The organism is Actinoplanes campanulatus, assembly GCF_014647795.1.
GTDB classification, from domain to species: domain Bacteria; phylum Actinomycetota; class Actinomycetes; order Mycobacteriales; family Micromonosporaceae; genus Actinoplanes; species Actinoplanes campanulatus.
The window spans coordinates 1-24827 of record NZ_BMPW01000027.1 but is presented as its reverse complement, the minus strand read 5'-3'; the positions used below and the strand labels follow the sequence as shown (position 1 = coordinate 24827).

The window sequence follows — 24827 nt, the reverse complement described above, 5'->3', positions numbered from 1 at the left end:
GTGGCAAGTCGGGACTGAGTGCACCGAGCGCAGCGCGGGCCGCGAAGGGGCGACACAGTTGGCACAGTCTACGGAGGCACGGCTGGGCCGCGGCCCGCCGGTCAGGGAGTGCGCGCAGAAATGTCAGATCCGGCGCCCGCGACCAGCGGGCCGGATAAACGAAAGCCGAGGACCTGACATGCCGCCCAGCATACCCTCAGCGCTGCGCGCGGGCCGAGGCATATAGGCAGACGGCGGCGGCCGCGGCCAGGTTGAGGCTTTCGGCGCCGCCATAGATGGGCACCCGCACACGCCGGTCGGCCGCGCTCAGCACGGAGGCGGGCAGCCCGTGCGCCTCGGAGCCGAACAGCCAGGCCGTCGGAAGGGCGAGCTGACCGCCGTCGAGCAGGGAGTCCACGTCGTCCTCGCCGGTGCCGCTGGTGGCGAGCACCTGGAGGCCGCTGTCCTGGAGCAGGTCCACGACGCTCAGCGGGGACCGGACGACGTCGACGTGGAACAGCGAGCCGGCCGACGACCGTACACATTTGCCGTTGTAGGGGTCGACGGCGTCGCCGGCGAAGACGACCGCCCCGGCGCCCGCGGCATCCGCCGTGCGCAGCACGGTCCCGGCGTTGCCGGGGTCCCGGATCTCGGCGACCACCGCGACCAGCCGGGGGTTCTTGGCGAGGGCCTCGCCGATCGGCACGTCCGGCTGCTCGCAGACGGCGACCAGGCCCTGCGGGTGGACGGTCTCGGCGAGCGCCGCCAGGGCGTCGTCGGTGACCGGCGACAGCTCCGGGGCCTGCGCGGCGAGGTCGGCGTACCGGTCCAGCGCGGCCGGCGTCCCGAACAGTTCGATCACCGCCCCCGCGGCCAGCGCCTCACGCACGGCCTGCGGGCCTTCGGCCAGGAACCGGCCGCTCTGATCGCGATCCTTACGGCGCTGCAGACGCCGGGCCGCGACGATCCTGGGGGTACGAGGTGTGAACATCCGCTCCGACCTACAGAAATGGAGACGCCCCCCATCAAAGTGAGGGGGGCGTCCCAGAAACGTGCTACGCGAATTCTCAGGCAGCCTGCGCGGCGGCGCCGCCGGTGCCCTCGGCCGCGACGGCCGCGCGAGCGATCTCGACGATGGCCGCGAAGGCAGCCGCGTCGTTCACCGCGAGGTCGGCCAGGATCTTGCGGTCGACCTCGACCTCGGCCAGCTTGAGGCCCTGGATCAGGCGGTTGTAGGTCATGCCGTTCGACCGGGCCGCCGCGTTGATACGGGTGATCCACAGCTGACGGAAGTCGCCCTTGCGGTCACGGCGGTCACGGTACGAGTACTGCATCGAGTGCAGCACCTGCTCCTTGGCCTTGCGGTACAGGCGGGAGCGCTGACCGCGGTAGCCGCTCGCGGTCTCGAGCAGGGTGCGGCGCTTCTTCTGGGCGTTTACCGCCCGCTTGACGCGTGCCATTCTCAGTTACTCCTTACAGGGGTACGGGTCAGGCGCGCGTCAGCGGCCCAGAAGCTTCTTCACTCGCGCGGTGTCGGCCTTGGCCACAACGACCGTTCCGGTCATCCGGCGGGTGACGTGGGAGCTCTTGTGCTCCAGCAGGTGACGCTTGCCGGCCTGCTCGCGCACGATCTTGCCCTTGCCGGTGACCTTCACCCGCTTACCCATGCCGGTGTGGCTCTTCATCTTCGGCACTTGACGCCTCTTTCTGATCTTTCCCCGCAACCGGGGGGTTGAGGGAAAAAGCTGTTATTCGACGGTGGTCTCAGCAGGAGCGGCCGGCGCAGCGCCCTCATCCTCGCGCGGCTCACGGCCGGGCTTGGCGCCCGCCGCGGTGGCAGCAACGGCGGCGGCCTTGGTGGCCCTGTGCGGGGCCAGCACCATGATCATGTTACGGCCGTCCTGCTTCGGGCTGGCCTCCACGAAGCCCAGCTCCGAGATCTCCTCGCTGAGCCGGCGGAGAAGCCGGAAGCCCAGCTCGGGGCGGCTCTGCTCACGACCACGGAACATGATCGTCACCTTGACCTTGTCGCCCGCCTTGAGGAACCGCACCACGTGACCCTTTTTGGTCTCGTAGTCGTGCGGGTCGATCTTCGGCCGCAGCTTCATTTCCTTGATGACGGTCTGCTGCTGGTTGCGCCGCGCTTCGCGGGCCTTGAGTGCGCTCTCGTACTTGAACTTGCCGAAGTCCATGAGCTTGCACACCGGCGGCCGCGCCATCGGAGCAACCTCGACCAGATCCAGATCGACATCCGCGGCCAGCTGGAGAGCACGCTCGAGCGGCACGATGCCGACCTGCTCACCCTCCGGACCGACCAGGCGGACCTCACGAGCCCGGATCTGTTCGTTCACGCGTGGTTCGACGCTGATGGGGCCTCCTCAGTTGATACCTCACCCGGCCGGGTGGGCCGGGTGCTGCCAATGTCGGTCGGCCCCGAGTGTCCCGCTGGCCGCGGGACGCCGGGAAAGCAGAAGGCCCCGCCTGCGATCTCGAAAGAGCGCAGGCCGGGGCCCGCTCGACCGGTCATCGGCGCCCAAAAGAGGACGCGCACCCAGCAGGGATCAACCCCTGCCAGGGAGACCGGACCCGGCCACTGATGTGACTCGGGTGGGAACCAGCGGGCTCCTCTTTCGCGCCCCTGAACAAGCAAGGGCGTGGTCGACTGCCCGCAATCCTATCAGGCCTCGTGAGAGGCGGAATGAAGAGCCCGCAGGGTGCGCACCCCGTCGACCGCGTAGTCCTTGTCGACGGCCTGCAACGCGTGCACCGGCACCTGCTCGTCGTTCTCCAGCTCCAGGTGGGCCCACGCCGAGTTCCGGTCGAACCGGACGGCACGCACCACGGTCCACGGCAGGTCGTAACCGCCGATCACGTTGCGCACGTGCACACCCTCGTCGTCGGCGGTGACCCGCGGCCGGCAGAACGCCAGGACGCCCAGGCCGAGCAGCACCCCCAGCCCGATCATGGCGATCTGGTCACCGCGCTGGAAGCTGGCGTTCGAGTTCTGGAAGCCGGCCGAGCCGGTCAGCCCGAAGCTGATCACCGTGAAGAAGAGCATCAGACCCACGGCCAACGGTACGGCCACCCAGCGGATCTTCTTGGGGCGGTAAAGGACGGCTGTCATCAGAGCCTGCAGTTCGCGATGTCGGTGACGAGGATCGCCCGGGCGCCCAGTTCGTACAGCTCGTCCATGACCCGGTGCACGTCACTGCGCTGGACCATGGCCTCGACCGCGACCCAGCCCTCCCGGTGCAGCGGCGACACGGTCGGGGACTCGATCCCCGGGGTCAGGCTGATCGCCTGGTCGAGCAGGTCGGCGCGGACGTCGTACGCCAGCATCACGAAGTTGCGCGCGACAAGCACACCGTGCAGGCGCCGCAGCAGCTGGGCGGCGCCGTTGGGCACCTGCTCCTCGCGTCCGATGAGGATGGCCGACGACTTCATGATCGGCTCGCCGAGCGTGACCAGGCCGGCCTGGCGCAGCGTGGCGCCGGTCTCCACGACGTCGGCGATCAGGTCGGCGACGCCGAGCCGCACCGCGTTCTCGACCGCGCCGTCGAGGCGCACCACGTCCGCCTTGAGCTCGTGCTCGTCCAGGTAGCGGCCGACCACCCCGGGATAGGCGGTGGCGATGCGGCGGCCACCGATCTGGCCGACGTCGGTCAGCGTCCCGGCCGGGGCGGCCCAGCGGAACGTGGCCCGGCCGAAGTTCAGGTCGAGCAGCTCGGCCGCCGGAACACCGGAGTCGACCAGCAGGTCCCGGCCGGTGATGCCGAGATCCAGATCACCCGAGCCGACGTACGTCGCGATGTCCTTCGGCCTCAGGTAGAAGAACTCGACGTTGTTGGCTTCGTCACGGCAGATCAGGTCTTTGGGGTCGGTGCGCTGGCGGTACCCGGCGTCCCGCAACATCTGTGACGCCGGCGCGGAGAGGGTGCCCTTGTTCGGAATGGCGATGCGCAGCATGGACGTGCTCCTTCGATCAGTGAACGGGTCGGCGACACGTGTCACAGATGTCGGTAGACGTCCTCGAGCTCCAGTCCGGAGGCGATCATCAGGACCTGGGCCTGGTAGAGCAGCTGGGAGATCTCCTCGGCAGCGCGTTCCGGCCCCTCGTGCTCGGCGGCCATCCACGACTCGGCCGCCTCCTCGACGACCTTCTTGCCGATGAAGTGGACTCCGCGTTCGAGCGCCTCGACGGTGCCCGAACCGGGTGTCTTGTCCGCCGCCTTGCGTTGCAACTCGGCAAACAGTTCTTCGAACGTCTTCACGAGTAGCGATTGTGGCAGCTCATCACGTCTTGACGACGAACGGCCCCAGCACATGGGACGTCTTCCGGCGCTAGGCTCCCGTCATGCTCAGCCGACACACCCCCGTGGCCCTGGGTGGCGCAGCGTTGCTGCTCGCCGCCGTGACGGCCTGCTCCCCCGTGGAGGAGAACGACTCCGCCACCGCCACCTCCCCCTCCGCGGCCGTCGAGCCCTGCGCCCCCGCCTCCCTCGCCACCAAGACCGCCGGCAAGCTCACCGTCGGCACCGACAACCCGGCCTACGAGCCGTGGTTCAGCGAGAACAAGCCGGACAACGGCAAGGGGTACGAGTCGGCCGTCGCCTACCAGGTGGCCGAGCGGCTCGGCTACCAGAAGTCCGACGTCGTCTGGACCGGCGTCACGTTCAACAACGCGATCGCGCCCGGCCCCAAGGCGTTCGACATCGACGTCAACCAGTTCTCGATCACCGACGAGCGCCGGGCCGCGGTGGACTTCTCGTCGCCGTACTACCTGGTCCGGCAGACCGTGATCACCACCAGGAAGTCCAAGATCGCCGGAGCGAAGTCGCTGGCCGACCTCAAGGACGCCGAGCTCGGCGCCCAGGTCGGCACGACCAGCTACCAGGCGATCACCGACGTGATCAAGCCGACCGCCGGCCCGGCCGTGTTCAACAACAACGACGACGCCAAGAAGGCGCTGGAGAACGGCACCGTCGACGGCATCGTGGTGGACCTGCCGACCGCGTTCTACATGACCGCCGCCGAGCTGGAGGACGGCGTCATCGTCGGCCAGCTGCCCCAGGTCGGCGTGCCCGAGCAGTTCGGCATCGTGCTGGACAAGGGCTCCCCGCTGACCGGCTGCGTCAGCAGGGCGGTCGACCAGCTGCGCCAGGACGGCACCCTCGCCGTACTGGAGAAGACGTGGCTCGCCGGCAGCACCGGAGCCCCCGAACTCCAGTGAGCCGCACGCCGAGCACCCGGCAACAGGAACGGATCGCCTACCGTCGCGGACGGGCGGTCCGTTCCGTTCTGCTGGCCGCCGCCTCGACGGCCGTCGTCGGCACGGTGCTCACGGTGGGCATCACCGGGGCGCCCGGCTGGGAGCGGGTCAAGGAGTCGTTCTTCGACCCGGAGACCGCCGTCGAGTACCTTCCGGAGATCCTCCAGGGACTCTGGCTCAACGTGAAGCTGCTGGTGATCTGCGCCACCCTGGCCATGGTGCTGGGCCTGCTCATCGCGGTGCTGCGCACGCTGCGGGGCCCGGTCTTCTTCCCGGTGCGCGCGATGGCCACCACCTACACGTACTCGCTCCGCGGCCTGCCCCTGATCATCGTGATCTACCTGTTCGCGTTCGGCATCCCCGGGCTGCGGCTGCAGGGCACACCGGACGTGCTGTGGCTGGGCGCCGCGGCGATCACCGTGACGTACGGCGCCTACCTGGCCGAGGTGTTCCGGGCCGGCATCGAGTCGGTGCACCCGAGCCAGATCGCGGCCGCCCGCTCGCTGGGGCTGAGCTACCGCCAGGCGATGCGCCACGTGGTGCTGCCGCAGGCGGTCCGCCGGGTGGCGCCGCCGCTGCTCAACGACACCGTGGCGCTCCAGAAGGACGTCGGCCTCATCTCGCTGGCCGGCCCGGTCGACGCCATCCGGGCCGCCCAGATCGGAGTGGCCCAGTCCGCCGACTTCACCCCGTACGTGGTGGCCGGTGTCCTGTTCGTCCTACTCGCCCTGCCGTTGATCGCGGTCACCGACTGGGTGACGCTGCGGGCGGCCCGCCGTCAGAACGCGGGGTCCTGATGCTGCTGGCCATCGACAAGGTCCGGAAGGTCTTCGGCGACCACGTCATCCTCGACGACCTCAGCCTGGACGTGGCCGAGCACGAGGTGGTGGCCCTGATCGGCGCCTCCGGCTCGGGCAAGTCCACCCTGCTGCGCTGCGTCAATCTGCTCACCGAGGTCGACGACGGCACGATCCACCTGGACGGCGAGGAGATCACCGACCCGCGGGCCGACCCGGACCTGGTCCGGCGGCGGATCGGCCTGGTCTTCCAGTCGTACAACCTGTTCCCGCACATGACGGTGCTGGAGAACATCATGCTCGCGCCGGTCCGCGTACACCGGAGGTCTTCGGACCAGGCGCGGGCGCAAGCGATGCAGTGGCTGGACCGGGTCGGGCTGGCGGAGAAGGCGGGCGCCTACCCGGACCGGCTCTCCGGCGGCCAGCAGCAGCGGGCCGCCATCGTCCGGGCCCTGGTGAACAGCCCGCGCCTGCTGCTGCTCGACGAGGTCACCTCGGCGCTCGACCCGGAGCTGGTGGGCGAGGTGCTCACCATGATCCGTGAGCTGAAGAGCGACGGCATGACCATGGTGCTGGCCACCCACGAGATGGGTTTCGCCAAGCAGGTGGCAGACCGGGTGGCGTTCCTGGACGGCGGCCGCGTCCTCGAACAGGGACCGCCCGAGCAGGTGCTGGGCGACCCCGTCGAACCGCGGACCCGCCAGTTCCTGGCCCGGATCATCGAAGCAGGAAGGCTTTAGCCCGCCGCTTGACCGCGCTGGCGAGGCGTTTCGGGTCGCGCAGCCGGGTCACCCGCCCGACGAACGACACGGCCCGGACCGCCCGCCCGCTCTTGAGCCGGCGCAACTCGTCGCGCAGGGTGCGCAACTGCTGCTCCCGGGTGCGCAACTGCTGGTCACGGAAGCGCATGGTCCGCTCCAGGCCGAAGATGTGCCCGGCCTGCTCCTTGATCGTCTGCTCGGCGGCGGCCGCACCGGCCAGGGCGCCACGCAGGTCGGTCTTGTCCTCCGCCGGGCCGGCGAGCGCCCGGCCCGCTTCGAGGATCTCCGCCGTCGGCTCGACGCCGGACATCGCGAGCCAGGTCTTCACCAGGTCGTCGCCGTCGGCCATCCACGGCGGCCACGGATGCCGCCGGTGCCCGCCGACCAGCCGGTCCCGGAAGCGGAACCAGGCGGCCGCGAGCGGGATCTCCGGTCCGGTCGGCACGGCCACGAAGTCGTGGATCTCGTCGAGGAACGCGCCGCCACCGAGTTCGCCGAGCTTCGCGGCGCAGGCCCGGAAGCCCGGCACGTCCTCGGCCGCGGCCAGCCGGAACAGCACGGTCTCCGCGTTCTCGGCGTCCGGCACGGCCCGGTCGCCGATCCGCCAGCCGTCCGCGCCCAGGTCCGCGGTCAGGGAGCCGGTGTAGGCGGTGTGCGCCGGTCCGGCCGGGCCGAGGACCACCAGCCATCCGGGCGCGACCGCGTCGAGCATTCCGGCGCGTGCCGCGGCTTCGGCGGCATCGGTCACCGGCGCGAGGAGCGGCGTCGCCGAGGCCTCTGCCGCGATTCCGGCCATTGCGAGACGCGCTCCAGGAAAACCGGGTCTGGTACGCCGCAGAGCACCCGAATCCAGCAGGGTGTGCGCCGCGAACCGGGCGTACCGGTGAGTCACCGGGCCGAACACCGCCTCGATCTGTGCCGGCGAGGTGGGCCGCCGCGGGTCGTCGTGCAGCGGCCGCCACTCGTCGTCCCCGTGCCGCTCGTGGGCCGGCCGCCGGTCGAGCAGCCCGGTGATCGAGAACTCGTTCTCCACCGCGATGACGACCAGCGCTCCCGGCGCGGCCAGCCCGCGCAGCAGATCCGCCCGTTCCGTCCAGTTCAGCGCCGGCGAGTCCGGTCCGAGCAGCCGGTCCAGTCCGTCGGCCGCGATGATCACGTCGTACCGGGCGGGGTTCTCGGCGGCCAGACCGTCGAGCGCGCCGTTGACGACGGCGCCCCGGTCCCGCAGAGCGGCGGCGTCGCTGACCGACCGGACCAGCACGGTCAGGTCGGCGCTGCGCCGGGCCAGGAGGTCCAGCACGCCCGCGTCGTGCGGCCCGGCGACCAGCGCCCGGCCGATCCGGACCGGCAACAGGTCGGCCAGCAGTGCGGTGAGCGCCGGCCCGCCGGCCGGGTTCTCATCGGTCCACGGCTGGAGCTCGCCACGGACGACGGGCGGCAGTTCGGTCTCAGTCACGGGGGTTCCAATCGAAGAGCATGCGCATCTCGGCCGCCCGCATGAGGTGGGCCCGGCCCAGTTCGACGTCGGTGGTGGCACGGGCGGCGGCCAGGTCGACGTCCTTGCCGAGCATCTCCGGCCAGAGCCGGGCGATCCGGGCCTGCCCGCCGAAGACCGGGTTGTCGCCCTCCAGCTCCATCGCGTCGCCGTACACCGCGGGCTCGCAGCCGGCCGCGACACCGAAGAAGACCGCCGTGCTGAGCCGGTTGGCGGCGACCCGCTTGAACCGCCGGAACGTCTCCAGTTGCTTGTAGAGGAACCGCCGGTCGGTGCCCTCGTAGTTCCACCCACGCTTGCCGAAACAGATCACTTCAAAACCGGCTTTTTCGTACGCTCGGCGCACCTCGGCCCGTTCGAACTCGGTGTAGTAGAGGCTGATCGTGACCGGCTCGGTCTCGGTCTCCTTGATCTCGGAGATGAGCCGGGCGTGGTCGCCCTCGATCCGGCCGCCCTTGCCGCCGCCCTCCCAGCCGTGGAAGAGGAACCACAGCGTTCCGCGGCGCTCCTGCTCCGGCACCACGCCGAGGTCCGGCTCCAGCTCCATGAGGTAGAGGAACGGCGCGCCGACCACGTGGTAGTTCCGCCGCCCGAGCGCGTGCCCCCGCCGCCGGTTGGCGTCCGTCCAGGTGTATCGCCACGCCCCGTCGAAGAACTCGTGCACCGGGTTCCAGCCGCAGCCGACGTTCCACCCGTGCTGGAGGTAGCCCCGGATCCGCGGCGGGTGCTCGTCGTCCAGGCCGCAGTACCGGGCCAGGATGTGGGTCTGACCGTAGTAGTGGTTGTGGTGATGCATGCCGATCAGCTCGTCTCCAGGTGCAGGGTGCCGGCCCGGGTGTAGAGGAGGTGACCGGCCAGGCGCCGGGGCAGGCTGGTGAGGGCGAACGTCTCGGCCTGCACCGCGTAGTCCCCGGCGAAGAGCGTCCAGTCGGCCTCGTCCGCCGGTTCCAGGGCCGCGGTGTCCAGGCGCGCCGCCCAGCGGCCCGGGTCGAGCGTCATGGCGCAGGGGGCGTCCACGGCGTCGTCGGAGTTCGGCTGAAACCGCCGCCACACGATCCGCCGGTAGTCGACACCGTCCCAGCGCGGGCCGGAGACGGTGATCACGTCGCCGTCCACGGTGATCGCGGAGGCGCTCACCGTGGACGGCGCCTCGACCAGGTTCAGGTACTGCCCGGGCGAGCGGGCGATGCTGAGCACCCGGTCGCCGTAGGGCACGCTCACCGCCCCGGAGAGGCCGGTGATCAGCAGCAGCGAGTCGCCGATCTTGGGGATCAGCAGGGTGCGGCCGAGGAACGGGTCGTCCGGGCTGGTGGCGTCGACAACCGCACGCACCGGGATCCGGGCGGTGAACGTGCCGTCCGGGCCGGCCTCCAGCGGCACCCGCACGTCCCGGGCCGCCCGCGACAGCACCAGCTCCCGGGCCGCCGTGCCGGACGGCAGCCGCCCGCTCAGCACCAGCGCGTCGCCGTCCGCCACGGCGCCGGTCAGCTCTGCCTCACCGGCGATGCGCCGCAACTGCATGCGGCCGTCGGGGGCGCGGGCCGGCTGAAACCAGGCGTCGCCGATCCGGGCCCCGACCGGGTAGAGCGTCTGCAGCCCGAGCAGGCTCCGGCGGCGGACCGGGCCGCTGCGCATGGTGGCCATCAGGCGCACCGAGCCACGCTGCCGGGGGATGGCGGCGAGCACGCTGCGCGGCACCCGCGTCTCGAAGCCGGTGACCCGTTCGCCACCGCCCGGAACCGGGATCCGCCGAACTCGCAGCGGGGTGGCCCGCAGGCCGGCGAGCAGCGTCATCCGCAGCGTCGCGTCGTCGTCCGCCGGCATGTGCAGGATCTCCGCCGTGCCGCGCAGCACGAGCGCGTCGTCGGCCCATTCCAGGTGGGTGGCGGCGGCCCGCAGCTCCAGCTCCTTGCGCGCCAGCCGGTAGACGTCGGCCGGCACGCCGGTGGCGTCCCGCGAGCCCGGGTAGGCGCTGCGGTACCGCCAGGGCAGGATCGGGTGCCGGTCGGCGCGGACCCCGGCCGCCAGGCCGCCGTCGGCGCGGAACCGGGCCAGGCGCTGGAGCAGCTCGACGTCGCCCGACCGCAACGCGTAGTACTCCAGCCGCTGGAACGCCGGGACCCGCTCCAGCACCTGTTCGTCGAGCCGTCCGGTGAGCCGCCGGCCCAGCCCGAGCAGGGCCGGCACCTCGTGCTCGGCGGCCGCGGCGAACGCCTGCACCACCGTGGTGAGGTCGATCTGGGCCAGATGGTGGTGCACCTCGGGGCGCAGTTCGGGCGCGCGACGGTCCACCATGTCCAGCACCATCTCGGCCGAGACGACCCGGTCCTCGAGGTTGCCGAACACGAACTTCTGCTGGGTGATGGACTCGCCGGACTCCCGCTCACGCCAGTAGTAGGTGGGCGCGGCCAGACAGTCGACGGTGACCGCGTCGAGGTGGGCCTTGAGCGTGACCGGGTAGTCCTCGTAGCGGATCGCCGGGAACCGGTACGCGAACTGGTCCCAGAAGCGCCGCCGGTAGACCTTGTTCCACACCATCCGGTCGATGGCCAGCCCGGGGAACTCGAGCACGTGGGTGGCGGGCCGGTCGGCGGCGAAGGCGAACCGGTGCACGTACGACTGGCGTACCCCGGCGGTGTTGTTGAACCGCCGGGCGTTGCCGCCGGCCAGCGACGAGGAGGTGCGGTCCAGTGACCGGATCAGCATCTCGTAGGCGTGCCGCGGCACCAGGTCGTCGCTGTCGACGAACGTCAGGTACTCGCCCTGAGCGTGCTCGACACCCAGGTTGCGGGCCGGACCGAGGCCCTGGTTCGCACTGGTGACCAACCGGAACCGCGGGTCCGCGGCGCAGAATGCCCGGGCGATCTCGGCGCTGCCGTCCCGTGAGCCGTCGTCGACCAGGACGACCTCGAAGTCCCGGAAGGTCTGCCGGGCCAGCGAGTCGAGGCACGCGGCCAGGTAGCGCTCGACGTCGTAGTACGGCACGACGATGCTGAGCCGTGGGAACACCGTGGGGCACCAGTCTCGGAATAGGGCTGCGGACCGGGGAAGCATCCCGGCGCCGGGCACCTATTCCGAGAACGGAGGGTGTCCTCAGGGTGAAGACGCTCTATTGCTTGGAGACCTCACGGATCGTGAGTGCGGCGTCGAGCACCGCCACCGTGCTCTGCCAGCCCTTGTCCTCGATCGAGTCCTCCAGGCCGGCCCGGTCGCGGGCCTGGCCCAGGCTGTGCACGGTCAGCACGCCGTGCGCCACCGGAGTCTCCTCGTCCAGCGCCACCCGGGTCAGGCCGGTGGTCACCGCGTCACACACGTACTCGAAGTGCTGGGTCTCGCCCTTGATCACCACACCCAGGGCGACCACCGCGTCGACCCGGCGGGCCAGTGCCTGCGCCACCACCGGCAGCTCCACCGACCCGGCCACCCGGGCGGTGATCACCTCCGTGACGCCGCACGCCTCGGCGGCGGCCTGCGCCCGGCGGATCATGTGACCGACCAGGTCGTCGTGCCACCGGGAACCGACGATGCCGAGCCGGAGCCCGGCAGCGTCGACGGTGTGCAGGTGTGGATCACCGAAGCCGGCCATATATATCCTCCTTTTTCATTGCACCATCACCCGAATCGGGGCGGTTCTCAGCCTAGTGCTTCGAAGAGGTGGCCCATCCGGTCCCGCTTGGTACGCAGGTACCGGACGTTCTCCGGGTGCAGCCGGACGGGCAACTCCTCCCGCCCGGTGACGCGCAGACCGTACCCCTCGAGGCCTGCTCTCTTGGCGGGGTTGTTGGTGAGCAGCCGCATCGATCGGATGCCGAGATCCGCGAGGATCTGCGCGCCGGTGCCGTAGTCGCGGGCGTCGGCCGGCAGCCCCAGCTCCAGGTTGGCGTCGACCGTGTCGAGACCGCGGTCCTGCAGTTGGTACGCCTGCAACTTGTGCAGCAGGCCGATGCCGCGGCCCTCGTGACCGCGCATGTAGAGCACCACCCCGCGCCCGGCCGCGGCCACCCGCTCCAGCGCGGCGTCCAGCTGCGGGCCGCAGTCGCAGCGCCGGGAGCCGAAGACGTCCCCGGTGAGGCACTCGGAGTGCACCCGGACCAGCACGTCCTCGCCGTCGGCCAGGTCGCCGTAGACCAGCGCCACGTGCTCGCCCTGGTCGGCCTCGGTGCGGTAGCCGACCGCCGTGAAGACCCCGTGCTCGGTCGGCAGGACCGTCTCCACCACCCGCTCCACCTGGCTGCCCTGACGGTGCCGCAGGTAGGCGACGAGCTCCTCGATCGAGATCAGCGCCAGGTCGTGCTCGGCCGCGAACTTCTCCAGGTCCGGGCGGCGCTGCATGGTGCCGTCGTCGTTGACCATCTCGCAGAGCACCCCGGCCGGCCGGCAGCCGGCGAGCACCGCCAGGTCGATGGAGGCCTCGGTGTGGCCGGGGCGGCGCAGCACGCCGCCCGGCTTCGCCCGCAGCGGCACGATGTGGCCGGGCCGGGACAGGTCGCCCGGCTCGGTCTCGGCCGAGGCGAGCAGCTGGATGGTCCGCGCCCGGTCGGCGGCCGAGATGCCGGTGCTCACGCCGTGCTTGGCGTCCACGGTGACCGCGTACGCGGTACCGCGCTTGTCCTGGTTCGTGTGGAACATCGGCGGCAGGTCGAGCCGGTCGGCCTCCTCCTCCGGGAGGGGCACGCAGATGTACCCGGACGTGTAGCGGACCATGAAGGCGACCAGCTCCGGCGTCGCGTGCTCGGCCGCGAAGATCAGGTCTCCCTCGTTCTCCCGGTCCTCGTCGTCTACCACGATGACCGCTTTACCGGCCGCTATGTCGGCGATGGCGCGCTCGATGCTCTCAAACATTGCGGCTCCCCAGCATCTTCTCGACGTACTTGGCGATCACGTCGACCTCGAGGTTGACCGGATCGCCGATGGCCTTGCTGCCCAGCACGGTCAGCTTCGACGTGGCCGGGATCATCCCGATCGCGAAGCTGTCCCCGTCGACCGCCATGACGGTGAGCGAAACCCCGTCCACGGTGATCGACCCCTTCTCCACCACGTATTTCGCCAGCTCGGGCGGCAGCGAGAAACGCACCACCTCCCACTGGTCGGCGGGCTCGCGGGCGATGATCCGCGCCACCCCGTCCACGTGCCCCTGCACCAGGTGGCCGCCGAGGCGGCTGCCCAGGGCGGCGGCCCGCTCCAGGTTCACGTTGCTGCCCGTCCGGAGGGCGCCCAGTGAGGTCCGCCGCAGCGTCTCGCCCATCACATCCGCGGTGAACACCCCGTCGACGTTGTCGATCACGGTCAGACAACAGCCGTTCACCGAGATCGAGTCGCCGTGCCGCGCATCCGAGGTGACCAGCGGGCCCCGGACGGCGATGACCGCCGAGTCCTCGCTGCCCTCGGTGAGGCGCACGACCTCGCCCAGCTCTTCCACGATTCCGGTGAACATCAGTGAAGCCTTCTTTCCGATTTACGGGTGGTGGGCGGGGTGGGCGGCAGGCTTTCAGTCCGATTCACGGGTGGAGGGCTGGGTGGTCGGAAGGCTTGGGACGCAGGGTCGCTATGAAACGCAGATCGCCACCGATCGGCGTGATGTCGGTGATGTCCAGCTCGACGGCGTCGGCGATGGTTCCGACGCCGGCGTCGACCAGGGCGGTCCGGCCCGCCCCGAGCAGCTTCGGCGCGACGTATCCGATGACCCGATCGACCAGTCCGGCGCCGAGAAAAGCACCGGCGAGTGTGGGCCCGCCCTCCAGCAGCACGTTGCGGACGCCCTTCGCATACAGCCCGGCGAGCAGCGCGGACAGGTCGACGCGGCCGTCCGGCCCGGCGCCGACCGCGGCCGTCGTGACGATCCAGGTGGGTGCGGCCGCGTCACGCACCCGGGCGTTCTCCGGGGTACGCCCGGCGGAGTCGACGACCACACGCAGCGGCTGCTTGATGGCGAGGGTGCCGTCCCGCAGGTCACGGACGGTCAACTGGGGGTCGTCGGCCAGCACCGTCCCGACGCCGGCGACGATCGCGTCCACGGTGCCGCGCAGCACGTGCACGTCGGCCCGGGACTCGGCCGAGGAGATCCACTGGCTGGTGCCGTCCGCCGCGGCCGAGCGCCCGTCCAGGGTCGCCGCGTACTTCCAGGTCACGTAGGGCCGGCTCCGGCGCACCGCGGTCAGCCAGGCGACGTTGCCCTTCTCCGCCTCGGCCCGCCGCACCCCGGTGACCACCTCGATGCCGGCCGCCCGCAGGGTCGCCGCGCCGCCCGCCGCCACCGGCGTCGGATCGTCGACCGCGATGACCACCCGGCGCACCCCGGCGCTGATCAGCGCCTCGGAGCACGGCCCGGTCCGCCCGGTGTGGTTGCACGGCTCGAGCGTCACCACGCAGGTGCCGCCCCGGGCCCGCTCCCCGGCCTGCGCCAGCGCCACGATCTCCGCGTGCGGGCCGCCGGCGTACGCGTGGAAGCCCTCGCCCACCACGTCGCCGTCCGGGCCGAGCAGGAGGCAGCCGACCACCGGGTTCGGGCTGGTGGTTCCGAGGCCCCGGGCGGCCAGCGCGACAGCGCGGCACATCGCCTCGTCCTCGGTCACCATCTCCGGGTCCTCTCACGCGGAACGGTCACGCGCCGAGAAGAGTGGGAGAAAACGACAAGAATCGGACAGCGAGGGTACGCTTCGCGCACCCCGGCCGCATCGCGCCGACAAGGGCACGACCGTCCGATTCCGCGCGCTGTCTCCCATCCGGACTGTCTGACCAGCTTTCGCCGATCAACCGTCGGCCCTGGAGTCTCACCAGGTCCACCGGCTGCCGTGGTGCGGGCAGCCGGGTCGCGGGCTTACCGGCACGAGTGTGCCGGATCACCGCCGGTTCGGAATTTCACCGAGTCCCGCCAGCGCGTGGTGGGTCAACCCCGAGTCTTGCACGATGACGAGATTTTGCCACCTCCCCCGCGACCTACCTCACATCGCGGCGCTCACCCCGGAACCGGGATAGACACTGTCTACCCGCCTTGGTAGACAGTGTCTATGGACCTGGACCAGGGACTCCGCGCCCGGCTCGTGGAGGTCGGCGTCGAGCTGTTGCAGGCCGAGGGACACACCGCCCTGTCGCTGCGGGAGATCGCCCGGCGGGCCGGCGTGTCGCACGGCGCCCCCCGGCGCTACTTCCCGACCCACCTCTCGCTGCTCTCCGCGATCGCCCGGGCCGGCTTCACCGCCCTGGCCGCCGAGATCGACACCGCCCTCACCGCGGCCCCGCCCGAGCCGCGCGCCCGCATCCTCGCGCTGTCCCGGGCGTACACCGGCTTCGCCTCGACTCGGCGCGGCATGTTCGAGCTGATGTTCCGGCACGACCTGCTCCAGAGCGGCTACCTCGGGCTGCGCGAGGCCGGCCTGCCGCTGTTCCGGCTGCTCACCGGCCTGGTCGCGGAGGCCCGGCCGGGCGCCGGCCAGCGGCCCGAGGTCACCGCCGGCGTGCTCTGGGCGGCCCTGCACGGCATGGCCGAGCTACGCAACTGGGGCAGCCTCCAACTGGCCACCGGCGCCTCCGACCCGGCCCCGTTCCTCGACGCCATCCTCACCGCCCACCTGGGCCCCGACTCGGGAGATGACCCGGCATGACCCGCACCCCGCCGCTGTACGCGCTGACGAAGGGCACCCTCGGCGCCCTCGCCCGGACCGTGTGGCGGCCCACCGTCACCGGGCTGGAGCACCTGCCCCGGGACAGCGGCGCCATCCTCTGCCCCAACCACCTGGCCATCGCCGACCAGATCTTCCTGGGCATCAGCACACCGCGGCACATCACGTTCTGGGCCAAGGCGGAGTATTTCAACACCCCCGGCCTGCGCGGCGGACTGAACCGGCGGGTGGTGTCCGGCATGGGCGCCATCCCGGTCGAGCGGGCCGGCGGGCGGGCGGTGCTGGACGCCTTCGCCTCCGCCGTACCGGTGCTGCGCTCCGGCGGCCTGGTCACCGTCTTCCCCGAGGGCACCCGCTCGCCGGACGGCCGTCTCTACCGGGGCCGCACCGGCGCGGTCCGGCTCGCCGTCCAGGCGGGTGTGCCGATCATCCCGGTCGGTATCACCGGCACCGACCGCATCCGGCCGACCGGCTCCCGGCTCCCCCGGCCCGTCCCGATCACGATCACCTTCGGCCCCGCCCTGCCGGTGGCCGGGCTCGCCACCGGTCCCCGCGACTTCCGGGCCCACACCGACGAGGTGATCCGCCGCATCCAGGCGCTGACCGGCCAGGAGTACGTGCCCGCCTACGCCCGCTGACCCGTCACTCCGCCTCGCTGCGCCGGCGGTCGATCGCCACGTACGACCCCGGCTGGGACTTCGCCACCTTCTTCATCTCCGAGGCGACCCCGATCACCACCCTCGGGTCGGTGAACCGGCGGCCGTCGTTGGTCGCCTGGGCCACCCCGATGGAGAGCGTGACCAGCGCGGCCTTCTGCTTGTTGCCCCGCCGGTCGGGCACCTCGATGTAGCCGCGCCGGGCGTCCTCCGGCTCGTACAGCCGGTCGGCGGCGGCCTCGAAGTCGGTCACCGTCCGCTGGGTGAGCGGCAGCACCTGGTCCGGATGGCAGATGAAGACGAAGTCGTCACCGCCGATGTGGCCCAGGAAGATCGACGGCTTGCCGGTCTGCGCGCTGGCCCGTTGCAGGCTGCGGGCCAGGGCGATGATGAACTCGTCGCCACGGTCGAACCCGTACACGTCGTTGACGCTCTTGAACCGGTCGACGTCGATGTAACCGACCGAGTAGTCGCCACCACTGCGCATCCGGTCGCCGATCTCCCGGCGCACCCGCGCGTTGCCGGGCAGGCCGGTCAGCGGCGACACCTCCCGGGCATCCTTGTTGCGCCGCAACGTGGTGGTCACCCGGGCGAGCAGCTCGGCCGTGTCGAACGGTTTCACCAGGTAGTCGTCGGCGCCCGTGGTGAGCCCGAAGACCTTGTCCACGGTCATGCTCTTGGCCGTCAGCATGATCACCGGAGTAGCCGAGGTGAGCGGCTCGGCGCGCATGTGCCGGATCAGCTCGACGCCGTCCATCCGCGGCATCATCCAGTCCACCACGGCCAGCGCCGGCCGGTGCTGCTCCAGCAGCTCGAGCGCCTCCTGCCCGTCCCGGGCCCGGATCACCTCGAAACCGTGCACCTTGAGGTTGAACTCGACGAAGCTGGCGATGTCCTGGTCGTCGTCGACGACCAGGATCAGGTCGGGACCCTCCTCCGGGTCGAGCTCCGGGTCGGGGCTCTCGGGGAGTCGCGACTCAGCCGTGCTCATCAAACCCTTCCTGCCATGCGTTGCATTCTGGCCACAGGCGGCCGATCACGCCAGCCCCATCCGGCCCGCGGCCAGACCGCGCAGTTTCCGGATCGCCTCGGCCGGGTCGGCGGCGCCGTAGACCGCGGTGCCCGCCACGAAGGCGTCCGCGCCGGCCTCGGCGGCCTGCTCGATGGTGTCGGCCGCGATGCCGCCGTCCACCTCGATCCGGATCTCCAGGTCGTTGACCTCGGCCCGGCGGCGCACGTCCCGGACCTTGTCCAGCATCTCCGGCATGAACGCCTGACCGCCGAAACCCGCCTTGATCGTCATGATCAGGATGGTGTCGAGGTACGGCAGCAACTCCAGATACGGCTCCACCGGAGTGTCCCGGTCGATGGCCAGCCCGGCCTTGGCGCCCGCCGCCCGCAGCGTCTTCGCCAGCGCCACCGGGTCGTCGCACGCCTCGGCGTGGAAGGTCACGTTGTAGGCGCCCGCCTCCGCATACCCCGGCGCCCAGCGCTGCGGGTCGGCGATCATCAGGTGCACGTCGAACGGGATGGTCGTCGCCTTACGCAGGCTCTGCACCACCGGCAGGCCGATCGTGAGGTTCGGCACGAAGTGGTTGTCCATGACATCCACGTGCACCCAGTCGGCCGCTCCCTCGATGGCGTGCACCTCCTGCCCGAGGCGGGAGAAGTCGGAGGCGAGGATGCTCGGCGCGATGATGGGCGATCGTTCCACGGCACGAAGTCTATGACCTGCGCCCGCCACCGGGTGCGGGCCGGGCCGATCACCGGCCCGGCCCGGGTCCTGTCCCGCGGGACAGGACCCGCCGTCAACTGGTCCGGCGAAGAACCGCCAGGAACATGGCGTCCGTCCCGTGCCGGTGCGGCCACAGCTGCACGGTCGGGCCCGAGCCCAGCCCCGGCATCCCCGGCGGCAGCAGCGGACGGGCGTCCACGAAGTCGACCTCGACGCCGCTGCGCCGGGCCCCCTCGCTCACCGTCACCTGGGTCTCCACCATGTGCGGGGAACACGTCACGTACGCCACCACACCGCCCGGGCGGACCGCCCGCAGCGCCGCCACCAGCAGCTCCCGCTGGAGCCGGGTGAGCGTCGGCAGGTCGGACGGCTGACGCCGCCAGCGCGACTCCGGCCGCCGCCGCAGCGAACCCAGCCCGGTGCACGGCGCGTCCACCAGCACCCGGTCGAACGACTCCTCCGGCAGATCCGGATCACGGCCGACGGACCGGCCGTCCATCGGCAGCACCGTCACCGGCATGCCCTCGGTGGCGATGTCCACCAGACGGGCCCGGTGCTCGGCCACCTCGACCGCGGTCACCTCGGCGCCCCGCCCGGCCGCGATCGCCCCGATCAGGCCGGTCTTGCCGCCCGGCCCGGCGCACAGGTCGAGCCAGCGGGTGTCCTGGCCCTCGATCGGCGCGGCCAGCAGCGCGGCGGCCACCAGCTGCGAACCCTCGTCCTGGACGTGGGCGCGACCATCGCGGATGGCGGCCAGGTCGCGCGGCGCGCCTCCGTTCAGATAGACGGCGTACGGCGAGAAGGCGCCCGGCACCCCGTCCACCTCGTCGGCGAGGTCCACCGCGTCGGCCCGCCCCGGACGGGCGCACAGGTGCACGGCCGGCGGCTGGTTGTCCTCGATGAGCAGCCGGGCGGTCTCCTCCAGATCGCCGCCGAGCGCCTCGGCGAACGACCGGATGATCCACTGTGGGTGGTGGTGGATGACCGACAGGTTGCCGATCGGATCGTCCTCGTACGACGGGGCGACCCGCTCCAGCCAGCCCTCCAGCGGGGTCTCGGTGACCGTGCGCATCACCGCGTTGGCGAACCCGGTCGCGCCGGGCGCCACCGAGCGGACCAGGTCGACGGTCTGGTTGACCGCGGCGTGCGGCGGCACCCGGGTGTAGAGCACCTGGTAGACGCCCAGGCGCAGCGCGTCCCGCGCGGGCGGGTCGATCCGGGCCACCTCCCGCTCGGCGGCCGCCGCGATGATCAGGTCGAGGGTGCCGAGGGCGCGCAGGGTGCCGTAAGTCAGCTCGGTCGCGAACGCCGCGTCCCGCCCGTGCAGGCCCATGCCGTTCAGGATGTCGGCGAGGACCAGGTTCGCGTACGCGTCGTCGCGGTGGACGGCGGCGACCGCCTCGTACGCCGCCTGCCGGGCCGGATCCGCCGGCGGCCGGCCGGCGCGCGGTGCCCGGCCGCTTCGGTCGTCCCGTGAATGGCCGGGACCGCTCGGCCGGCTCGGTCGTCCGCCGTGCGGGCGGGACGCCCTGTGCTCCGTCACGCTGTTTCTCCTTCGGCGTGCTCTCCTGGCCCTTGCGTCGCTGCGGTGCAGTCGATCACGCCAGTTGTTCCCCTGCTTCGATTCGCATGCCGCGCGCCCAGTCGGTCGCCGACATCGCCTTCTTTCCAGCCGCGCGCACCTCACCGAGTTGCACGGGCGTCGTGGCCGTACCGGCCAGCACCTGCTTGCGCTCCACCAGCAGCTCGCCCGGTCGCAGCGCGGGCGCGTTCGCCACCGGGCGCACCGGGCCCAGCTTGAGCCGCTCGTCGCGCAGCGTGGTCCAGGCGCCCGGGGCCGGGGTGCACGCCCGGATCCGGCGGTCCACCGCGAACGCCGGGTCGGTCCAGCGGACCCGGGCGTCCTCGACGGTCAGCTTCGGGGCGAGCGACACCCCGTCGTGCGGTTGCGGGTGCGCCCGGGCGGTGCCCGCCTCGATGGCGTCGAGCACCGCGACCAGCAGCCCGGCGCCCTCCACGGCCAGCCGCTCCAGCAGCGCGCCGGAGGTGTCGTTGAACCGGATCTGCTCGGTCAGCGTGCCGTAGACCGGGCCGGTGTCCAGCCCGGCCTCCAGCTCGAACACGCTGGCGCCGGTCACCTCGTCGCCGTGCAGGACGGAGTGCTGCACGGGGGCCGCGCCACGCCAGGCGGGCAGCAGCGAGAAGTGCAGGTTCACCCAGCCGTGCTTCGGGATCTCCAGAGCGGTTGGCGGGACCAGTGCCCCGTACGCCACCACGGGCACACAGTCCGGCGCGAGCCCGCGCAGCCGCTCCTGGAACTCCGGGTCCCGCGGCCGCTCCGGGGTGAGCACCTCGATGCCGCGCTCGTCGGCCCACGCGGCGGCGGGCGAACGGACCAGGCGGCGGCCCCGGCCGGCCGGCGCGTCCGGGCGGGTCACCACGGCGAGCAGCTCGTGCCCGGAGGCGGCGATCGCGTCCAGGCTGGGCACCGCCACGGCCGGGGTGCCGGCGAAGATCAGGCGCATCGGCTCACCTGCCCGGGCTGAACAGGCCGGACCCGAAGACGCCCCGGCCGTGCGGGCTGTCCTTGACCGTGGGGGGCTTGGCGGCGTCGTACCACTCCGCGGAGCGGATCTGCTTCATCGCCTCCTTGCGGGCCGTGGCGTCGAGCCGGTCCAGGAAGAGCACGCCGTCCAGATGGTCGGTCTCGTGCTGCACGCAACGGGACATCAGGCCGGTGCCGACCAGCTGGACCGGGTCGCCGAACTCGTTGAAGCCGTTGGCCACCACGTTCTGCCGGCGTTTGGTGTCGATGTAGATCCCCGGGATGGACAGGCAACCCTCCGGGCCGTCCTGCTCCTCCTCGTCGGGGAAGGAGAGCACCGGGTTGACGATGTGCCCGACCACGTCGTCCACGTCGAAGCTGAACACGCGCAGACCGACACCGAGCTGCGGGGCGGCCAGACCGGCGCCGCCCTCGTCCCGCATGGTCTCGATCAGGTCCTTCACCAGATTGCGCAGTTCCTTGTCGAAGTCGACGACGGCATCGGCCGGGGTGCGCAGCACCGGATCACCGAAGAGACGGATGGGCTGGACGGTCACGCGCGGAGACTCCTGACTCTGGTGGGCAGCACCTGCCCAGTCTACGGAGTGACGCGCGCAACGCCGCGCGTGACAGCGGCCCGCGTTCGCGCCCTGGAGACCATCGGTGGCTCGCCGGGGTCAGAAGAGGTCGGCCGGGTCCACCTGGATGCGAACCGGGAGGGCGGCCTTGCGGGCGCTGCGCACCCCGGCCGCCTCGTGCAGGGCGTGCGCCAGGTCGGCGGCTCGCGAGCGGGACACCCGCAGCAGCATCCGTTCCTGCTCCTCGGGCGCCGGGACCGGGCCCAGGATCTCGGTCTCCTCCGGCAGCCGGGCCAGCGACAGCAGCTCGGCCACCGCGGCCGCCTGGCCGGTCACGCTCGCCATCCGCGCGGCCGGTGGGAAGCCCAGGTCGCGGCGCTCGGCGAGCTCACGGGCCGCGAACCAGCCGGGATCCCAGCGCAGCAGCGCCTGCACCGGGGCGAGCGCCCCGTCCGCCACCACCACGACCCGGCCGCCGTCCGGGGCGGACCGGGCCAGCGCCGCCGCGTTCAGCCAGCGGCGCATGGTCTCCTCGGCGGCGCGCAGATCGGCCCGGCTGAGCAGCGCCCAGGTGTCCAGCAGCAGTACGGCGCCGAAGCCGCCCTCGGCCACCGGCTCGGCCCCCGGGGTGGCCACCACCAGAGCCGGCGCGGCGGGAACCGTGTCCAGCACCTCGTCCCGCCCGGAGGTCCGCACCGGGACCCCGGCGAACGCCCGCCCCAGCTCCTCGGCGGTCCGCCGGGCCCCGATCACCGAGGCGCGCAGCCGCTGCTCGCCGCAGGCCGGACAGCGGAACGCCGCGGCCGCCCGCGCGCACCAGTGACAGACCGGGACGTCCCGCGCCCCCTGCAGGCCCAGCGGCCCGGAACACTTCGGGCAGCGCGCCGGGGTGCGGCACTCGGCACACGCCACCGAGGGCAGATAGCCACGGCGGGGGACCTGCACCAGCACCGGGGCGCCCGCCTGCAACGCCTGCCGGGCCGCCTGCCAGGCCAGGCTCGGCAGCCGGGCGGTCACCGCCCCCGGGTCCCGGGCCAACTGCGGGTCGTCGCCGGTCGGCGAGATGATCGGCGAGCGGCGCCGCAGCGTCATCCGCTCGGCGGCGATCTCCCGCGCCCAGCCGGTCTCCAGCAGCAACTGCCCTTCACCGGTACGCGCGAAGCCCGCCACCAGCGCCGCACAGTCCGCCAGCCGCGCCCGGGTGAGCAGCACGTCCCGCGCGTGCGGGTAGGGCGCACGCGGCTCGGCGTGCAGATCGTCCCCGTCGTCCCAGATGACCACGAGCCCCAGGTCGGGCACCGGCGCCCACATCGCGGCGCGGGTGCCCACCACCACCGGCACCTGATGACGGCCGGCGGCGAGGAACCGCCTGTACCGCTCGGCGGGCCCGAGCGCCGCGTTCAGCGCGACGTGCCGTCCCTCGCCCAGCACCGCGAGCAGCGCCCGGTCGGTCCGCTCCAGGTCACGCGCGTCGGCGACGACGATCACCACGCCGCGCCCGCCACGGACCGTCGCCGCGGCCGCCTCCGCGATGCGTTGCGCCCAGTCCTCCCCCGGCAGCGCCGACCAGACCGCCCGCGCGGGCCGCCGGTCCGTCAGCGCCCGCAGATAGGCCGGTCCGGCCGGATACGCATCCCACCCGCCCGCCACGGGCTCCCGAATCCCGGCCCACCCCCGCGCCGGAATCTCCGCGGCCCGCTCCGGCGCGCTCTCGTCCGCGGCCGGCCCCCGCCCGGACGGCGCGTCATCGCCCGCCTCCACCTCAGCCGCGGCAGGCGGACCGGCCACAACTCCCACCTCAGCCTCAACCGCGGCCGCCGGACCGGCCACAACTCCCACCTCAGCCTCAACCGCGGCGGCCGGACCGGCCACAGCTTCCGCCTCCGACGACGAACCCGGCACAGGAACGGGGGAAGCGGGTGAGGCCGGCGAAGGCGGGGCGGACGGAGACGAGGCCGGCGCGGCGGGCGCAGCAGGCGTCGCCGGGGTTCGGGAGGGCGCCGACTGGCTCTCCACCCGGGCGTGGCGGGGTGGCACCGCGAGCCGGAGGACATCAGCCAGATTGCCCGCGTAACGATCGGCCACCGCGCGGGCCAGCCGGGCGATCTCCGGGTCGAGCACCCGCTCGGGGGACACCACCTTCTCCAGGTAGGCCAGCTTGCCGTCGTGGTCCGAGGACTCGGCCCGGCCCAGCAGGAAGCCGCTCACCAGCTGCCCGGCGAAGCGGACCTTGACCCGCACACCGGGCTGGGCCGCCTCGTCGTCGGCCGCGGAGACCAGGTAGTCGAACGGGCGGTCGAGATGCGCCAGCGGCATGTCGACGCACACCCGTGCGATCGGCAGCCGCTCAGCCGGCTCCCGATCGGCACGCACTCCCCTGGTCCCCATCGCCGACCATTCTGCCCGGACCCCCTGACACTTCCGGCCGTCGCCGGGCCCGGCGTGCGGAACCACTCAAGCGGCACGACAGGGACGGCGCGGCTCCGGGCGTGCGGGACCACTCAAGCCGCGCGACCGGGACGGCGCGGCTCCGGCGTGCGGGACCACCCAAGCGGCGCGACAGGGACGGCGCAACGGTGGCTCCCACGGGGCCCGGCTCCGGCGTACCGGAAGAAAGGTCAATGGGTGAGGCAGCTGACGGTCTGATGCCGGAGGTCGATCTCGACGATGTCCGGGAAGCGCAGATCCGCCCAGAAGCGGGCCGGATCGGTCGCCAGCTGATAGCGGCTGGCCATCCACACGGTCGGGGCGAGGCCGTGGGTGCCGATGACGAGTGTCCGGTTCTGTTCGGCGGCGGCCGCCGCATGCCGGACCACGGCCGCGTCGAAGCGCTCGATCACCTGGTCGCGCGGCTCCCAGCCGTCGGGGCACTCGCCGCGGGCGTAGGCCAGCGCCGCCGAGTGGTAGCCCTCGTCGGTGAACCAGACGTGCGGCCGGTGCACCTCGGCCAGGCCGGGGTCGGTGGCCACCCGCTGCGCCCCGGCGATCTCCTGCATGGTCTGCGCGGCTTTCGGCTCGGGGCTGGCCACGTAGTACGCCGGATGGCACACGTGCAGCCGCATCAGGCGGGCCGCCACCCGGCTCTCCTGTGCCAGCTGCCACTGCTCCGCAGGCACGTTCGGATCGACCGCCGGCATCGCGTGCCGGACGACGATGACCCGCTCACCCTTGACGGCCGTCATCACGGAAGAGTAGCCGCCAGAACCACCCATGACTCTCATGCGAACGAACACGCAAAACAGGCCTCGGCGGATCAAGCAGAACGGCGCCCTCCCCGAAACGGGAAGGACGCCGTTCGATGAAACCGGGTCAGGACGCGGCGTTCTTCAGGTCCTGGGCGCGGTCGGTGCTCTCCCACCGCAGGTCCGGCAGTTCACGGCCGAAGTGGCCGTA

At 72.1% G+C, this 24827-nt stretch carries 26 protein-coding genes and 1 riboswitch; of the genes, 5 read left to right on the top strand and 21 right to left on the bottom strand.

From position 1 onward, the window contains the following. Positions 1-196: 196 nt before the first annotated feature. The 7 genes from IEZ13_RS38985 to IEZ13_RS38955 form a co-directional block, all read right to left on the bottom strand. On the bottom strand, positions 197-970 hold the full coding sequence (locus IEZ13_RS38985; RefSeq protein WP_183226625.1) for a TrmH family RNA methyltransferase: 774 nt from the start codon (positions 968-970) through the stop codon (positions 197-199). Between the two features lie 76 nt (positions 971-1046). After that, on the bottom strand, positions 1047-1439 hold the full coding sequence (rplT, locus tag IEZ13_RS38980) for a 50S ribosomal protein L20 (protein ID WP_183226626.1): 393 nt from the start codon (positions 1437-1439) through the stop codon (positions 1047-1049). A gap of 39 nt (positions 1440-1478) precedes the next feature. Continuing rightward, positions 1479-1673: a 50S ribosomal protein L35 gene (gene rpmI, locus IEZ13_RS38975; RefSeq protein WP_043528306.1), complete on the bottom strand. Its 195-nt coding sequence runs from the start codon at positions 1671-1673 to the stop codon at positions 1479-1481. Positions 1674-1727: 54 nt separating this feature from the next. Beyond that, a complete protein-coding gene (gene infC / locus IEZ13_RS38970; protein WP_183226627.1) occupies positions 1728-2330 on the bottom strand; it encodes a translation initiation factor IF-3 in 603 nt (200 codons plus the stop codon). A 326-nt stretch (positions 2331-2656) separates the two neighbouring features. Further along, a complete protein-coding gene (locus IEZ13_RS38965; RefSeq protein ID WP_183226628.1) occupies positions 2657-3103 on the bottom strand; it encodes a PH domain-containing protein in 447 nt (148 codons plus the stop codon). Continuing rightward, the gene (hisG, locus tag IEZ13_RS38960; protein WP_183226629.1) at positions 3103-3945 is read right to left on the bottom strand and encodes an ATP phosphoribosyltransferase; all 843 of its coding nucleotides are present in this window, start codon (positions 3943-3945) and stop codon (positions 3103-3105) included. The genes IEZ13_RS38965 and hisG overlap by 1 nt, the downstream gene beginning before the upstream one ends. Positions 3946-3986: 41 nt before the next feature. Further along, positions 3987-4250, bottom strand: a complete 264-nt coding sequence (locus IEZ13_RS38955; RefSeq protein ID WP_183226630.1) for a phosphoribosyl-ATP diphosphatase — start codon at positions 4248-4250, stop codon at positions 3987-3989. Between the two features lie 83 nt (positions 4251-4333). On the opposite strand from IEZ13_RS38955, the gene IEZ13_RS38950 reads away from it, so the two are divergent. The 3 genes from IEZ13_RS38950 to IEZ13_RS38940 are packed head-to-tail and all read left to right on the top strand — an operon-like array spanning position 4334 to position 6785. Continuing rightward, positions 4334-5209 carry an ABC transporter substrate-binding protein gene (locus tag IEZ13_RS38950; RefSeq protein WP_183226631.1) on the top strand — a complete coding sequence of 292 codons (876 nt, stop codon included), beginning with the start codon at positions 4334-4336 and terminating at the stop codon, positions 5207-5209. Further along, positions 5206-6045 carry an amino acid ABC transporter permease gene (locus IEZ13_RS38945; RefSeq protein WP_183226632.1) on the top strand — a complete coding sequence of 280 codons (840 nt, stop codon included), beginning with the start codon at positions 5206-5208 and terminating at the stop codon, positions 6043-6045. Before IEZ13_RS38950 ends, IEZ13_RS38945 begins: the two co-directional genes overlap by 4 nt. Further along, positions 6045-6785, top strand: a complete 741-nt coding sequence (locus IEZ13_RS38940) for an amino acid ABC transporter ATP-binding protein (RefSeq protein ID WP_275408374.1) — start codon at positions 6045-6047, stop codon at positions 6783-6785. The genes IEZ13_RS38945 and IEZ13_RS38940 overlap by 1 nt, the downstream gene beginning before the upstream one ends. On the opposite strand, the gene IEZ13_RS38935 is transcribed toward IEZ13_RS38940, so the two are convergent. The 7 genes from IEZ13_RS38935 to ribD all read right to left on the bottom strand — a co-directional run bounded on the left by IEZ13_RS38935 (position 6763) and on the right by ribD (position 14876). After that, the gene (locus IEZ13_RS38935) at positions 6763-8262 is read right to left on the bottom strand and encodes a hypothetical protein (protein WP_183226633.1); all 1500 of its coding nucleotides are present in this window, start codon (positions 8260-8262) and stop codon (positions 6763-6765) included. The two genes, IEZ13_RS38940 and IEZ13_RS38935, sit on opposite strands and share 23 nt — an antisense overlap. Beyond that, on the bottom strand, positions 8255-9097 hold the full coding sequence (locus IEZ13_RS38930) for a hypothetical protein (protein WP_183226634.1): 843 nt from the start codon (positions 9095-9097) through the stop codon (positions 8255-8257). Before IEZ13_RS38930 ends, IEZ13_RS38935 begins: the two co-directional genes overlap by 8 nt. Positions 9098-9102: 5 nt before the next feature. Then, positions 9103-11310 (bottom strand): glycosyltransferase, encoded by a 2208-nt coding sequence (locus tag IEZ13_RS38925; RefSeq protein ID WP_183226635.1) that lies wholly within the window; start codon positions 11308-11310, stop codon positions 9103-9105. Positions 11311-11410: 100 nt separating this feature from the next. Beyond that, positions 11411-11887, bottom strand: a complete 477-nt coding sequence (gene ribH, locus IEZ13_RS38920) for a 6,7-dimethyl-8-ribityllumazine synthase (RefSeq protein WP_183226636.1) — start codon at positions 11885-11887, stop codon at positions 11411-11413. A gap of 47 nt (positions 11888-11934) precedes the next feature. Next, complete coding sequence (locus IEZ13_RS38915) at positions 11935-13143, bottom strand: bifunctional 3,4-dihydroxy-2-butanone-4-phosphate synthase/GTP cyclohydrolase II (RefSeq protein WP_183226637.1); 1209 nt, start codon at positions 13141-13143, stop codon at positions 11935-11937. Continuing rightward, on the bottom strand, positions 13136-13735 hold the full coding sequence (locus IEZ13_RS38910; RefSeq protein WP_183226638.1) for a riboflavin synthase: 600 nt from the start codon (positions 13733-13735) through the stop codon (positions 13136-13138). The genes IEZ13_RS38915 and IEZ13_RS38910 overlap by 8 nt, the downstream gene beginning before the upstream one ends. A gap of 64 nt (positions 13736-13799) precedes the next feature. Next, a complete protein-coding gene (gene ribD / locus IEZ13_RS38905; RefSeq protein WP_183226639.1) occupies positions 13800-14876 on the bottom strand; it encodes a bifunctional diaminohydroxyphosphoribosylaminopyrimidine deaminase/5-amino-6-(5-phosphoribosylamino)uracil reductase RibD in 1077 nt (358 codons plus the stop codon). 131 nt (positions 14877-15007) lie between these two features. After that, positions 15008-15181, bottom strand: a riboswitch (FMN riboswitch). Between the two features lie 127 nt (positions 15182-15308). Between ribD and IEZ13_RS38900 the strand changes: the two genes are divergently transcribed. After that, positions 15309-15902: a TetR/AcrR family transcriptional regulator gene (locus IEZ13_RS38900; RefSeq protein WP_183226640.1), complete on the top strand. Its 594-nt coding sequence runs from the start codon at positions 15309-15311 to the stop codon at positions 15900-15902. Next, a complete protein-coding gene (locus IEZ13_RS38895; protein ID WP_183226641.1) occupies positions 15899-16558 on the top strand; it encodes a lysophospholipid acyltransferase family protein in 660 nt (219 codons plus the stop codon). The genes IEZ13_RS38900 and IEZ13_RS38895 overlap by 4 nt, the downstream gene beginning before the upstream one ends. 4 nt (positions 16559-16562) lie before the next feature. On the opposite strand, the gene IEZ13_RS38890 is transcribed toward IEZ13_RS38895, so the two are convergent. The 7 genes from IEZ13_RS38890 to IEZ13_RS38860 all read right to left on the bottom strand — a co-directional run bounded on the left by IEZ13_RS38890 (position 16563) and on the right by IEZ13_RS38860 (position 24616). Beyond that, positions 16563-17567, bottom strand: coding sequence for a GGDEF domain-containing response regulator (locus IEZ13_RS38890; RefSeq protein ID WP_183226642.1), 1005 nt, complete (start codon positions 17565-17567; stop codon positions 16563-16565). A gap of 45 nt (positions 17568-17612) precedes the next feature. Continuing rightward, positions 17613-18290 carry a ribulose-phosphate 3-epimerase gene (gene rpe, locus IEZ13_RS38885; RefSeq protein WP_183226643.1) on the bottom strand — a complete coding sequence of 226 codons (678 nt, stop codon included), beginning with the start codon at positions 18288-18290 and terminating at the stop codon, positions 17613-17615. A 94-nt stretch (positions 18291-18384) separates the two neighbouring features. Then, the gene (locus tag IEZ13_RS38880; protein ID WP_183226644.1) at positions 18385-19854 is read right to left on the bottom strand and encodes an RsmB/NOP family class I SAM-dependent RNA methyltransferase; all 1470 of its coding nucleotides are present in this window, start codon (positions 19852-19854) and stop codon (positions 18385-18387) included. Between the two features lie 55 nt (positions 19855-19909). Further along, positions 19910-20836, bottom strand: a complete 927-nt coding sequence (fmt, locus tag IEZ13_RS38875) for a methionyl-tRNA formyltransferase (RefSeq protein WP_183226645.1) — start codon at positions 20834-20836, stop codon at positions 19910-19912. A gap of 4 nt (positions 20837-20840) precedes the next feature. After that, positions 20841-21413 carry a peptide deformylase gene (def, locus tag IEZ13_RS38870; protein WP_183226646.1) on the bottom strand — a complete coding sequence of 191 codons (573 nt, stop codon included), beginning with the start codon at positions 21411-21413 and terminating at the stop codon, positions 20841-20843. Between the two features lie 120 nt (positions 21414-21533). Further along, the gene (locus IEZ13_RS38865; RefSeq protein WP_183226647.1) at positions 21534-23822 is read right to left on the bottom strand and encodes a primosomal protein N'; all 2289 of its coding nucleotides are present in this window, start codon (positions 23820-23822) and stop codon (positions 21534-21536) included. 230 nt (positions 23823-24052) lie between these two features. Then, positions 24053-24616, bottom strand: coding sequence for a histidine phosphatase family protein (locus IEZ13_RS38860; RefSeq protein WP_183226648.1), 564 nt, complete (start codon positions 24614-24616; stop codon positions 24053-24055). Positions 24617-24827: the final 211 nt, after the last annotated feature.